Source organism: Leptolyngbya sp. FACHB-321 (assembly GCF_014695975.1).
GTDB lineage: Bacteria > Cyanobacteriota > Cyanobacteriia > Leptolyngbyales > Leptolyngbyaceae > Stenomitos.
Genome location: NZ_JACJPI010000049.1, coordinates 1 through 12,638, shown reverse-complemented (window position 1 = coordinate 12,638; position 12,638 = coordinate 1). Strand labels below are relative to the sequence as shown.

At 48.1% G+C, this 12,638-nt stretch carries 11 protein-coding genes and 5 pseudogenes; 6 read left to right on the top strand and 10 right to left on the bottom strand.

The window, feature by feature from the left end; all coding sequences use genetic code 11:
* A pseudogene (locus H6F76_RS09085) lies at nucleotides 1–312 on the top strand (hypothetical protein); the annotation flags it as partial.
* A gap of 13 nt (nucleotides 313–325) precedes the next feature.
* Here the strand turns inward: H6F76_RS09085 and H6F76_RS30965 are convergent.
* On the bottom strand, nucleotides 326–451 hold the full coding sequence (locus H6F76_RS30965; protein WP_277881203.1) for a hypothetical protein: 126 nt from the start codon (nucleotides 449–451) through the stop codon (nucleotides 326–328).
* 16 nt (nucleotides 452–467) lie between these two features.
* On the opposite strand from H6F76_RS30965, the gene H6F76_RS09080 reads away from it, so the two are divergent.
* Nucleotides 468–725 (top strand): hypothetical protein, encoded by a 258-nt coding sequence (locus tag H6F76_RS09080; RefSeq protein WP_190507580.1) that lies wholly within the window; start codon nucleotides 468–470, stop codon nucleotides 723–725.
* Nucleotides 726–778: 53 nt separating this feature from the next.
* On the opposite strand, the pseudogene H6F76_RS09075 reads toward H6F76_RS09080, so the two are convergent.
* The 4 genes and pseudogenes from H6F76_RS09075 to H6F76_RS09060 form a co-directional block, all read right to left on the bottom strand.
* Nucleotides 779–1,120 (bottom strand): annotated as a pseudogene (locus H6F76_RS09075) (thermonuclease family protein); the annotation flags it as partial.
* Nucleotides 1,121–1,208: 88 nt separating this feature from the next.
* Nucleotides 1,209–1,332: pseudogene (locus H6F76_RS31415) on the bottom strand (excalibur calcium-binding domain-containing protein); the annotation flags it as partial.
* A gap of 591 nt (nucleotides 1,333–1,923) precedes the next feature.
* Nucleotides 1,924–2,436 (bottom strand): winged helix-turn-helix domain-containing protein, encoded by a 513-nt coding sequence (locus H6F76_RS09065; RefSeq protein WP_190507575.1) that lies wholly within the window; start codon nucleotides 2,434–2,436, stop codon nucleotides 1,924–1,926.
* 378 nt (nucleotides 2,437–2,814) lie between these two features.
* A pseudogene (locus H6F76_RS09060) lies at nucleotides 2,815–3,304 on the bottom strand (nucleoside deaminase).
* A gap of 708 nt (nucleotides 3,305–4,012) precedes the next feature.
* Here H6F76_RS09060 and H6F76_RS09055 point away from each other — a divergent pair.
* The 4 genes and pseudogenes from H6F76_RS09055 to H6F76_RS09040 all read left to right on the top strand — a co-directional run bounded on the left by H6F76_RS09055 (nucleotide 4,013) and on the right by H6F76_RS09040 (nucleotide 7,443).
* Nucleotides 4,013–4,885, top strand: a complete 873-nt coding sequence (locus tag H6F76_RS09055) for a glycine zipper domain-containing protein (RefSeq protein WP_190507574.1) — start codon at nucleotides 4,013–4,015, stop codon at nucleotides 4,883–4,885.
* 817 nt (nucleotides 4,886–5,702) lie between these two features.
* Nucleotides 5,703–6,409, top strand: a pseudogene (locus H6F76_RS31410) (hypothetical protein); the annotation flags it as partial.
* Between the two features lie 27 nt (nucleotides 6,410–6,436).
* Nucleotides 6,437–6,853 (top strand): WD40 repeat domain-containing protein, encoded by a 417-nt coding sequence (locus H6F76_RS31405; protein ID WP_347275996.1) that lies wholly within the window; start codon nucleotides 6,437–6,439, stop codon nucleotides 6,851–6,853.
* A gap of 308 nt (nucleotides 6,854–7,161) precedes the next feature.
* A complete protein-coding gene (locus tag H6F76_RS09040; RefSeq protein WP_190507567.1) occupies nucleotides 7,162–7,443 on the top strand; it encodes a hypothetical protein in 282 nt (93 codons plus the stop codon).
* A 687-nt stretch (nucleotides 7,444–8,130) separates the two neighbouring features.
* On the opposite strand, the gene H6F76_RS09035 is transcribed toward H6F76_RS09040, so the two are convergent.
* The 5 genes from H6F76_RS09035 to H6F76_RS09015 all read right to left on the bottom strand — a co-directional run bounded on the left by H6F76_RS09035 (nucleotide 8,131) and on the right by H6F76_RS09015 (nucleotide 11,841).
* Nucleotides 8,131–8,835 carry a hypothetical protein gene (locus H6F76_RS09035; protein ID WP_206754354.1) on the bottom strand — a complete coding sequence of 235 codons (705 nt, stop codon included), beginning with the start codon at nucleotides 8,833–8,835 and terminating at the stop codon, nucleotides 8,131–8,133.
* Nucleotides 8,836–8,838: 3 nt separating this feature from the next.
* Entirely contained in the window at nucleotides 8,839–9,258 is a 420-nt protein-coding gene (locus H6F76_RS09030; protein WP_190507564.1) for a hypothetical protein, read from the bottom strand.
* Between the two features lie 75 nt (nucleotides 9,259–9,333).
* Complete coding sequence (locus tag H6F76_RS09025; protein ID WP_190507562.1) at nucleotides 9,334–9,486, bottom strand: hypothetical protein; 153 nt, start codon at nucleotides 9,484–9,486, stop codon at nucleotides 9,334–9,336.
* Nucleotides 9,487–11,083: 1,597 nt separating this feature from the next.
* A complete protein-coding gene (locus tag H6F76_RS09020; RefSeq protein ID WP_190507560.1) occupies nucleotides 11,084–11,419 on the bottom strand; it encodes a hypothetical protein in 336 nt (111 codons plus the stop codon).
* 197 nt (nucleotides 11,420–11,616) lie between these two features.
* Nucleotides 11,617–11,841, bottom strand: a complete 225-nt coding sequence (locus tag H6F76_RS09015) for a hypothetical protein (RefSeq protein ID WP_190507559.1) — start codon at nucleotides 11,839–11,841, stop codon at nucleotides 11,617–11,619.
* Nucleotides 11,842–12,638: the final 797 nt, after the last annotated feature.

Below are 12,638 nucleotides of genomic sequence, written 5' to 3'. Positions count from 1 at the left end.
CCACTTGACCGTGTTGCCTGGATCGATGGCTACGGCAACATCAAAACCACCATTCCAGCCCACACGCTGCACCTGGAGCCTGAAACCAAGCTGGTGATTCGCATTGGCGATGTCGTGAGTGATGCGATCTACTCGGACGGCAGTTTTAAGGTGGCTGAAGGTACCCTCGCCTTTGCCCCTGGTAGTTCTGGTTGGTCAGCGCCGCTAGGAGGAGAGCCACTACGCTGGATGGAACTTTTCCTCAGAGGCGGCAATGCCTGGGAACGGTTCGGTAGACCCCGTATCAATCAGTCCATCACTCGCCTAAGCTGATCGCACTGCTCAGTCAAAGGCGATCGCTCTTAGAGTCGCGACACAGCTCCAGCCATCGCCAGCGAGTTTGCCCCACCGCTAAAATTGCCACCACTAGCAGGTTCAGACGCTCGTTCGCTACCATTTCACCGGTACGCATCGGGGCAGAAGCAGGGTTGCCGCTGCCTGGAAAAGCACGCCAGCGTCAGATGAAGCAAGCGGTCGCGAGTGAGCATGCCGTCGCCAAACGAGTAGCTGAGGAAGCGAAACTGGCTACCGTCGCGGGTGGGGAGCGGGTAGACACCATGGCACTGGCACCAGATGGCAGTTATGGTGTGCCAAAAATGGTGGTACGAAGTGGCGAAGTGTGGCATCGGGACGACAGCGTGCCGGTGGCATCTCTGGCGTCAGCAGGAACGTGCGCGTCGCGATGAAGCTCGCCGTGTTCATCGGGGAAGCATAGCACCTAAATAGAACATAAGACTTGCTAGCCGCGTTGCCGCTGGCGATATTCCCACGGCATGGCTGGTCGCGCTTGGCTCCAAAACTGCAACCGTTGTCGCTTCGCCTGCTGTTCTGCTTGCAGCAGTTGGTTGCGTAAACCAGGACAGCCACTCAAATACTGTCGGTAAACAACGGCTTGTCCTTCGCGCACCATTTGGAGATTGATCGCGGTACTGCCCACGTAAACTTCTGCCCCTGTGCGCTGGTAGCGATCGACCTCGACAACGCGCAGCGAGACCGGCTGACCCTTGGGCAATAGTTGCTTGAGTCGCTGCGAGGCTGCCTGTCCGTAAGGAGCCTGCTTCATCTCCGCTACGTCCATACAGGCGAAACGGACTTTGGCTCTGCACTCGCAAGGTGTCCCCGTCCCCCACGCTGACTACCGAAGCTGCTAGTCGTGCTTGGCTGGGTTGCTAAGGACGAGCCACGGGGGGTGCTGGCGTCGAACGACCACCATGTGGCAGGCTTTCACAGGCAACACCGTCCTTGTCGCCATCCAAATAAGTTGTCCCCTGCTGTTGCATGTATGCCTGGGCTTCTTCCTAAGAGGCGAAGTTATACCAAGTTAAATAGCATCTAGGGCAGATACAGCATCTAGGATGAAAGAAAAGCCTGTGACAGAAGTAATGACTTCAGGCGTTAGCGCAGCAAGCAGTTGATCCACTTTGGACTGCAATTGCTCTAAGGTCTTGAACGATGCCCATTTGAGGCCGGCTTTGAGATGCTGCCACCGTCGCTCAATGGGATTGAGTTCTGGACAGTAGGGGGGTTAAAACAACAAAACGACGTTCTCTGACACCACTAAATGCTTGCTCTTGTAAAAGCGTCCGTGATCGACTTGGAGCATGTTAAGACTGTCTGGCAAGTGTTGGGAGAACTCATCGAGAAATCGCTGATAGCAGTCCGTATTCACATGCGAAAACTGCAAGAAAAAAGCGTTTCCAGTGGTCGGTTCAACTGCATCATATAACCAGAAGGCTTTGCATAACCATTGCCATGCGCCAATCGGTTTGACTCCGCAAGTTGTTATCACTCGTCCCAGTCAGGTCTTGAGTTCAAACCGACTCTCATCTTGAGCAAAATAACAAATCGGGCGTGAGTCGGGTTGCGTTTGGCGATCATACTGGTTCAACAGCATGAGGTCATCGGCAAGGTTTGCTCAAAGGCCGCTCGTTGTGCAGCATCTTGCTTGCCGTTCTGAGGACGTGCCACCTTGAGTTTGGCTTTGAGACGCTGCCGTGTCATCTGATAAACCGTTTGATCTTCCGCTTCGACCCCTAATGTTTCTGACAACCACTGCTGCACGGCTCCATAGCTAGCAAATCCCTGTCCCGCCTCTTGTAACCGCTTTGCCAATGCCTCTTCTGCCCCTTGGGGAATCACCCGCACTCCTCCAGGCGCTTTCTTCACTTCCAACATCGCCTCAACTCCGCCGTTGCGATATTGCATCAGCCAAGTTTGCAGCGTATTGCGATGTTTTCCAGTTGCTTTGGCAAGGGCACTGATGCTAGGCGGTTTGTCCTGTTTGAGCCAGTAGAGGACTTGCAATCGCTCCTTGTCTTTTGGCGTTTTGACTGGTTGCAGTTGGGCAGCTAACGCTTCTAAGCTTTCCTTGACTTCAACCGAGGTCAGTCCAACCATCGCCAGCACCTTTAACGTTGCTTCTCAGTTTAAGTCGTCTGCCACCTTGTCAGTTTAATTTGGTATAATGAGTCTCGTTGAAGTTCGCCATCACTTTCGGGTGCGGTGCGGTCAGAGGATGGAGGCAGCCGAGAGAGCAGTCTGTCCCAATCAGACAAGCTTCAGCTTAGAAAACGAGTGGAGTGTGAACAGGGAGCGATCACCCCGTCCCCCCTGCGCACGCCCTTAAAGGCTCACAACCTGATTCATCCTGAACTGGCGCTGATGCCTGTTGTGATGACGTAACCGCAGTCGATCCAGGGCAGGATGCACCTCAATTTCACCGCTCCGCTCCTGCAGGATGGGTTCGATCGTCTTTGCTACTGCTGTAGCACCAGACTACAGGCTTGCTGGAGCAGAGCGGCGACAGCGGTGGTGTAAAGCACGCACCTGCTCCGCCAGTTCAGGAAACAGACCCTCTACTACGAGACCGGCCACCACCGCTTGAATCGGCAGCGCTCGCACAGGCGAGGCCTACCCCCCCCACAGCAGCAAGCCAAGTGACTAATTGCTCGGCGGGGCTGACATACCTGATGCGACTCAGACCCACCCAGCCATGTGCCGCCGCACACATTGGGCAGTGCTCCCCTGAAGTGAAAACGTTGGCCCCAGCACGTTCCTCAGGCGTCAGGTTGGTTGCCGCCCAGCGTGCCAGCGCTAACTCAGGATGCTGGGTTTGATCGCCAGCAGCTACACGGTTGTAGTCTTCAGCCAGCACAGTGCCATCGGCACCGACCAGCACAGAGCCGAAAGGCTCGTTACCAGCTTCGAGTGCCTCAGTTGCCAGTTCGACACAGCAGTGCAGATGTTGTAAGTCGGCGTTATTCATGCTAATTGGTTTCAAGCTTTGTGGCTTAGCTTACCGTAAGCCCCGCGTGAAAGAACCTAGACAACTTCAACACTGGGGGGCAAAAAAGTGAGAGTGTGCTCATTTAGCTTGGATACAGAAGCAAGCTGAGGTCGCGCATGAAGCAAGGGATTCGCCTGCTCTCGACTGTCATGGGTCGCCTCGCTCAATCAGAGACACAGCCAAAGACAAGACTGCTCGCCTACTATAGGATGGGCGGAAGATGCCCTCTGCATCATGTCCTATCAGGGCTATAGTTTAGTCTCAATAAGACGTACCAATTAACCTAAGAACTCATGGGTACAGGGAATTAGCACGGTAGAGAAAGGGTTTCAGCCGCCTCCTACCAGAAAGGTTTCATTGGTACAAAAGACAAACGATGCTTCATGTGCAGTACTATGCTGCTGCTACTCGAACCCCAAAACCATTAAAAAAGCTTATTTTTGCTTTGGGATTTTAGGTTGAACTGACCCATTTTTTCTAGAGTCCTTTCTATAGCCAACGTCTGAGCCTGACAATAACAGTCTCTCGGGCTTGTTCAAGTATTAAACTTGAATCGAGAATAAAACCTATAACTAGCGACTGACAAAGCTTTGGGAGAATCTCATTCTCAAGATGAGGTGTCACTTAGTTCTGATTACTACGCTATAGATGGCATAAGAGAAAATTATTTGTAGGGAAACCTGTTTTATGACGAGTACAATCGATAACCAGTATCCATCTGGAAATTTTGATGAAAACATTGATTTAGCCAATCAGTCTGCTAATGCTCCTACAGCATCTGAGCAGACAGAGAAGGGTGAAAAAAATCAAAGCAGTGAGCATACGGTAGCTAAAGCGGTTGGTGCCGCTAGCGGTGGCGTAGCGGGTGCGACGATCGGCAGAATGGTTGGTGGTAAAGTAGGTGCAGCGATCGGTGCTGTTGGTGGCGCGATCGCCGGTGCAGCCATTGGTGAGCAAGCCGCTACCAATGTGGATCACCAAGTAGAAAACGCAGTGGGTTCAATTAAAACTGCGGCTGAAGGCGTTACCCATCGGGTTGAAGATGCCCTTGATAGCGTTAAAGCAAAGGTTGACGAAACTGATGTCAAAGGGCTAGCTGAGTCCGCAAAGCAGAAAATTAATGAAGCCGATGTTCGCGGCGTGAGCCAATCTATTCAAGGCAAAATTCACGAAGCCGATGTCCGCGGTGTCAGTCAGTCTGTTCAGAGGAAAATTCACGAAGCCGACGTTCGTGGGGTTAGTCAATCCATTCAAGAAAAAATTCACGAAGCGGACGTCCGCGGCGTGAGCCAATCTGTACAGGGGAAAATCAACGAAGCTGACGTTCGTGGGGTTACAGACTCTGTTAAAGGAGCGATTAATGATGATGTAAGACCTGCGGTTAAAGACGCTATCAATCAAACCGCTCAAAAAGCTAAAGCTGTTACCAATAGTGCGACTTCAGCAGCAAAGCAAACCTTAGAGGCATCCTCCTCGGAAAACAAGACGGAGTCGGCTAGTTGGAAAGACCCTTTGATTGAGCAAAAGCTTCACGAACAGCGAGGCATGTCTGAGCTCTAACTGGTTTGCAGTCTAGTGCTAGTCGCTTAGGGTAGTTGTGAATGAGCAAAAGATATGGCACAGTTTGCAAATGAGTCGCATAGTCTTTCAAAACCAGAGTCCACAAATGTTTCAAGCTTCTAGCCTACTTCTAGTTACTGCTGCTTGGACACAGTTCATCTCAGGCTGTTAGAAGCTGGAATGCTTATTTAGAGTCGCGTTGACCGATTGCACCATTGATTTACGAATTGCGCCATATTTTTTGCTCATTCACACATGTTGACGACGTTAGAACTCGCTCATCCTCGACGGGCAGAGCGAGAGTTTAATCGGCTTATTAAGGCACTGCGACGACCCTTGCCATAGATGTAGAGATCAGGAGACATGCTAGAAGCATCCAGCTATAACTTGTTTGTACCGTATGTCTAAGCCGATCTCGCCTGAGTCAAAGGCTATTTGCTGGCAGCCTTAGAAGACGCTGGGGTACACTATATGTATGAGTCAGCCTTTGCGCTGGGTGTGCCTCGTTTATTGGAGTTTGAATGATCGATTAAGCAGAGCAAGCGAACGCTGCTGGTCATTTCACCGGATTACTTAGCTGATGGGTTGAATGCATTCATCGCGACGCTGGGTCAATCCTATGGGCAGGATACAAATACCTGACCCGTGATTCCGTTAATCCGACGGTCTGTGCCGCTGCCGCTGCGCTTGGAGATGCTGTTTGGCTTAAAAGCGACGAACGAAAAGGATACAGGAGTCAGCAATTGCCTAGCTCTGTGCTGACCTGAAGCGTCCTTTACCGACACCAGCGCCACCACCAGACTGTCCCTATCCTGGCATGAAGCCCTTTGGCTTGAGCGATCGCTTTTTTGGGCGCCAGGAAGAAGTTAACCGACTGCTAGAACATCTGCGTCTGCACCCCTTCATTACGGTCATTGGTCCCTCTGGTAGTGGCAAATCTTCTCTGGTGTTTGCGGGTTTAACCCCTGCCCTGTGGGAGAGCCGCTTGTTTGGGTCGGATGGCTGGCGCATACAGTCAATGCGTCCGGGAGAGTCTCCGCAGACAACGCTCACGCAAACGTTGGCAAACGGCGCGCAACAGCAAGCGGCTCGATGTTGTTGATTGTTGACCAGTTTCAGTTTGAGGAGCTATTCACACTGGCAAAGGAGGAGGCTGTTCCTTTCCAGAAAAGCTTGCTGAAGCTGATAACAACGACCAATGTCTGTCTATTGCTGACTGTACGGGCTGATTTTTATGCCGACCTGATGACGTCGGTGCTCTGGCAGGAGATTCAGAACAATCGACTGGAAGTGGTGCCGTTGCATGAAACGGTGTTGCGACAAGCGATTTCGAAGCCCGCTGAAGCTGTGGGTGTTTTCGTTGAGCCAGACTTAGTTGAGCGTTTAGTTACAGATGCGACCGGGGAACCAGGAATTTTACCGCTCATTCAAGAGGCTTTAGTGTTGCTGTGGCAGAGACTGGAACGGCGCTCTTTACCCCTGAGAGCTTATGAAGCCCTCGTTTTACCGAGTACTGCTTATGGAAAACAGGAGACTGGCCACAAAACGGGCGTGCAGGTGGCGATCGCCCGTCGTGCTGATCAAGGTACGGGAGAAACGGTTGAAGCCTTTGGAGAGCCATTCAAAGGTCACTCGGACATTATCCTTAGTCTTCTTTTTAGCCCCAATGGTCAGGTTTTGGTATCGGTAGGTTTAGATAATACCATCCGGCTTTGGAGTTTGGACGGTAGCCTCTTGTATGCAATGCAGGATTCTCAAGAGGGCAATGACAGCGGCGGCATCTTAGAAGTAGCGATTAGTGCTGATAGCAAAGATCTTGCTTTAGCCAGGGATGGTAAAGCAATGATACGGACTTTAGATTTTAACAGCTTTATGAGGCGTGGGTGTAGCTGGGTGCATGATTACTTGCAGACTAATGCGTCGCTAAGCGAAAGCGATCTTCATCCTTGTAATGGTATTAAAAACTAATTTCAGATGCGATCATGCAGCCTTCAAAAACTTTGACACATCACACTCAATATAACTTAGATGATTTTTTGTCAGATTTATCAAGAGTGAGCCAATTAAACCCTAATCTTACGGAAGCCTATTACTACCGTGCTGTTAGATATACGGGAAATAGAATTTACCTAGAGCATAGAAAAGACTTAACTCAAGCCATTCGTCTTAATTCCAATTTTGCAGAAGCATATTAATTGCGTTTCAGAATTGCCAGGTGTCATATTCCTAACACATCATGCCCAAACAAAATTCAACAAGAATCTGAGAATGATTTAATGCAGACCCTTCGTCTGAACCCGCGATTTATAGATAGTTTTGACATTAGCGCAAATCGAGGGTATTTTCCCTTTCTCCATCGAGTTCCGTATCCACAGATAATTCTTGAGCGACTTAACCAACGCATTCAATTCAATCCACGAGATACGGAGACTTACTTTGGTCGGGGTATTCTGAAACTGGAGCTTGCTGATCGAGCGGGTGCTATTGCTGACTTTGCTCAAGTAATTCAAGCCAATCCTAAGGACACAGATGCTTACTGCAATCGAGGCTTAGCTTGATACCGCACTAAAGATTATGCAGGAGCGATCGATGATATCCGTCAAGCCATTTAACTCGATCCTAATACGGAGGAACCGTACACGATGTTGAGCCTCGTGTCTTACGACATAGGTAATAAGGCGGCAGCTCTAGAGAAAGCAACTCAAGCCATTGAGCTCAATTTTGAGCAGTGTATTCCTTACTTAGTTAGAGGGCATATCTATCGGGAGCAAGGCAACGAAGCTCAAGCAAAGCTAATTTTGATCTAGCCTACATGTTTCTCTCTGAATTTGCTCAACCTGGTCCTGCTGGACTGGGGGCTGTGAGCACTCAAGTTTCCAGTAAATATCGTGCTAGAGCACGAGCACTTGCTGCCTTAGGACACAGACAGCAAGCTAATCGAGAGCTCCAAAAAGCAAATACTGCAGTACAAGTGCGAGGCAAGTGATAAAGTTCAATATATAACAATTGGCATAGACAGAAAAGGCATCAGCAACTTTTTTACTTCTATATCTTTTGTTGTTTCTATCATCATTGCGATTTGCGCTATATGCTTTCTGCTGAAAATGGTGCTGTCGCTTAAATCTCTATAGACAATGATGCCAATAATCAGGTCTATTCCATGTCCAAGGAAACCAGACTCGTTATCAAGAGGTGCGGAATTTGGTTAATTCTCTTTAGCGTTAAATAGATGCTAGTGTTTGAATTTATTTCAATCCAGGTAAGTCCAATCCCTTCAGTACCTTTGTAATTGCTTCCCGAGTTGCCTCTGCCCTAAAGCCCCAAGCTGAAAGTGCAAAGTAATCTTTCCAAGGATTTGCACCAAAGGTTGGATTATCAACATAGAGTTGACTGAAATCAGTGCCTGCCAGAAAGCTCAGCGCGATCGCATAGCTCGTCCAGGTAAACAATCGCAGTTGCTTCCCTGCCTTAACCCCTTGCTCTTCCCAGGTTAACGAGCGAACAGAAGGTGCTGGTGCCATAAACGGAACAGTTAGTACGCCTTTAGAAACGGCAGCGGTAGGAGATTGCTCGACTATTAGCTGCGTCAGCTCTGCGATCGCGCCATCCACTTCTGTTTGCAACCTAGAACTTTCCGCTGAGTCCGCTGGCTGCAAACTTTCGCTCTGCTGCTCCCAACTTTTCACTTTCGGTTGCCAAAGTAATCTCTGCTCAGGTAGCAGTTGATCGGTCAACCCCTTCAACTGCTTGATTTTGCCTTGCAACTGAAAGAAGCGGTTAATTTGCTGAGCTAGATCATCCAGGCGATCACGCAGTTGGTATGGTCCTTCTAAGTCCGGGAGTTCCCGCAACGCATTCTCTACCCCTTGACTCACCAGTTGAATGTAGGGAATATTGGGATTCTGATCTTGTAAGCGCTCCTTGAGGACTTTTGCATACTGCAACTGCACCAGTTAATCGGTTCGCCCCTTCAGCCACTTGCTCCAAATCGTTTCTGCCTGGGCCGCCGCCGCTTGCCCTTTTTCCCAACGCTCACCTTGCAGTGCCATGCGGATGTCTATCAGACTACTTTCTAAGCGCGTGCGGAAGGCTTCTGCTTGCTCAAGTTCGCGATCGTCCTGCATCTGCGATTGCAATTGCCCTGCTCGTACTAGAATTTCATCGCATGGCTTACCCTTAGCGCAAGACGCAGAAAACCCCATCCCTAGTCCCGTACCTGCCAATAGCATCAGCAACGGCAATAACCAAGGATCTTTTACCCGCACTGTCACCGGAATCAGAATGCTCTGTTGCCCATTGGGCTCACTTAGGCGTAGGCTGCCACTAAACTCTCCGCTGCTAGAGGCCCTGCTGAATTCGAACTTCAGCGGCACAATTAACGCGTTTGGTTTTCCAGACAACGTGCCCAAGGTGATTGCGCTGGCAGGAAAAACAGCAGCACCATCAGCTCAGTAGAGATCAACTTGAACAATAATTGCGTTTGCTGGCAAAACCGATTGACCACCAGAACGGTTCAGATTAAGAGAAAGAGCTTGAGGATTAGTAATAGGCTTTGTTGCGTTGAGAAACAAATTGCGGGTCTCAGCCGAGCTGCCACGCATTCCTGTTACCCTCAGAGGTTCAATTAAGGACTCAATTTAAGCAGTAACAGTTGCCATTGGCAGTAAGCACACTGCTGAAATCAACAAACTAGCAATTAGCCATTCAAGTTTCTTGTTTGTGATCATTAATTCGACCTTTAGGATAAGCCGGCATCAGTATGTTGGTAAGGTTCCTCACCAACATACTGATGCCACTCTTCTTCTGTTAAATTTCGAGTCAGGCGTTGACAGACTTTGGAAACCAGTCGCTCCGGTCGCCATGACCATAGGAGAGTGCCGTCTTCTTTGGCAACTGCTAGGTAATTACTACCGGGACTAAAAGCAATTGCTTAGGGAGTCTCAGGTGGGAGCGCTACTCTTCTCCAGCCTGCAACGTTCCAAACTTGAGTGTCTTCTTGATCACCAATGGCTAAAAACTTTCCATCTGGACTGAAAGCATTGCCTTCACAGCACCATGATTCTGCACTGAATTAACTTCCTGCCACGAACCAGTGTGCCATAAGCGTGTTAATCCTCCTGAACTACTTGCTGGCAAGTAAGCTCCATTTGGATCGAAGGCTAAGATTTCGATTATAGGCTCTTTCACTTGCAACACCGCTTTTCCAGCAGAAGCAATATCCCATACTTAAACTTACCTATCACCGCCTGTCACTCAATATTTGCTGTCTGGGCTAAAAGCACTACGCTCAGATCCTAAAGTTGATAAGCGAACTCGGAACAAAAGCTCATTCTGCTGTTTTTGTCGAAAATTATCTTGAATCCGCTTTACTTTCCTACCAGAGTGCATTTCCCATAATTCTAAATAGTTAGGATTTTTAGTTAAGACGAATTTATCATCCGGACTAATTACCGCTATCGGTTCCACAGTTGGGTCATCCTGTCTTTAGTGCTGAATGTGCACAATGGCATTACCAGAAGGCATTTCCCATATATTCGTCTCTCCTATATCTTTTCTTAGGTCAGTGACAGCAAGGTAGCGACCAGTAGAACTAAAGGATATTGAAGATACTTCAAATGACCGCTACTTGAATATTTCTCGAGCAGATACAACCTCTTGCACATTAAAACCAGAGGAAGTACCCAAAGCAAGATACTTCCCATCCGGACTAAGGCGAGCATTAAGTTCGTTTTCTCCTATTGTTGGAAGACCTCGAAATTTGTCAGATGGAAACACTATTTCTTGGCTAACTACATTCCAAATCCAAGGAAAATTGCCAGAAAGTCCTGTGAGATATGTGCCATCACGGCTAAAAATGATGTCATCAAATGTTTAAATATCGCGATATTAAATTCTTTCAAGAGTTTACTACTAGCAACATCCCACAATTTGGCAACATTGTTGTATCGCTGAAGCTATCCACTAGCGGTCGCTAGGTGTATGCCTTCCAGGCTAAAGGCGATTGCTTTGGTTTGATCTCCCGATGCTAAGAATGGAACGACTTCTTAAGGGGAAACCTTCCAAATGATTAGCTCTTGCTGATTGCTAACTGTTGCAATATACTGTCCATTAGTTAAGAGAAACTCGCTGATCGGGTGTTGGCGATAAATTACTTTTGCGCTTATCAAGTTGTACTTTGGGTGTCCGCATCACCTCTTGCTAAGTAGCAATATTCCATACGCGCACAGGAGAAGCGTTATCGCCTGTTATCAAGTACTTCTCATCATGCATAAAAATTGCATAGTGAGTTGCTCCATGCTTTAAGTGCGTAATTACACGTTGAGCAGTCAAATCAACAACTTGTGTGGTGCCATCTAAACTAGCTGTTGCTAAATACTTACTGTTAGAACTAAAGAAAACAGAGTAAACAATTTTTTGGTGTTGGAATTCCAATGTTTCTTTAAACGTTACAATTCCATCCGCGGCAGCTGTAAATTCATATACTTTGATTAGACTAAATTTTGCTGGGGCACCAAAGTGCACTCCCACCGCCATATACCTACTATCAGAACTAAAGGCGGTAGATTATGGTTTCTTCCTATATGAGAAAAGGAAGGGATACTACCCATTTATCTTCCTGTTCTTTGATAAAGAAACAGAAAAGAATTAGTACCGGTAGCAATATAATTGCCATCTGGACTGAAGGCAAGAGCAGTGATGCTAGACTCCGGAGAATCACGTTGCTGCTTGTTCTATAGACTAAACACTTTCTGTTTAGTAGTTACGCTCCAAACTTTCTCAGCAACCGCCATTACGCTTCCATCTAGACTGAAATTTAATAAGGGTTCAGGGGAGTTTAATAAGGGTTTAAGGAAGTTATGCTCCACATACATAATGGGTTGTAAATTCTTCTCTGCCAGAAGAGTTACACCTTTTTCCGTTGCTATGGCTATAGCCCCGTTTTGACTGAACACCATTGTCTTAACTCCGTCTGTAAGCTTTTGGGAGGCAAGTTGTTGACCTGTCTAAGTATCGTAGAGATGAGTTATGTTGTGCTGTGTCAACAGTAGCAATAGTCTCTGCATTAGAGCTAAATGCTATGCGTTTAGGCGGTTTTAGATAGGAAATTCGGGTGATTGCAGAGGTAATAAAATTAAACCCCTCCGGATCGTCTTTGCTATTCTCATCTTTGGTCTCTCAGTGCAAGCAAAGTTAGAAACGGAGCTGTCGAGCACTTGATGCCATCGCTAGCTAAAGTTCATACCGTTGCTGCCAACTGCAACGTACCAAGACAACTAGCTCTACTTTGAGACAAGCGCTGAAAGCTATGTAGCTCAATCCTAAAGTGGAATGACGCTGCAGACGCATCAACCTAGTCGAAACGTATGGTCAGCCTCAGTTGAGTGATGCTTTCATAGTAGGAGGTACCTGCAAACACATGGCGTTTGCAACCTGGCTCGAAACCCGCTCGTTCCAGACCTTTAAATTGGACTAAGTAATGGTTCTTGATAATACCAAGGACTTAGCTCAAAAGTCGGATTTACAAAAAGTTACACAGCTCTGATTTCCTGCGCCACATGATAGAGTCAGTTCTCAAAGATGCTGCGTCTTAACACTTAGAGCATGGTTATAAGAAGGATTTCAGCAGGAGGTTACTTAACAGAACGGTGGGATAGCCGCATTGGACTACCCCACCGTTTGCCGAAGAATCAACCTGGCACCGAGCTATTTTTGCAGGGAGCTACCCCCCAACTATCTTTGCCGCTGTAATGTT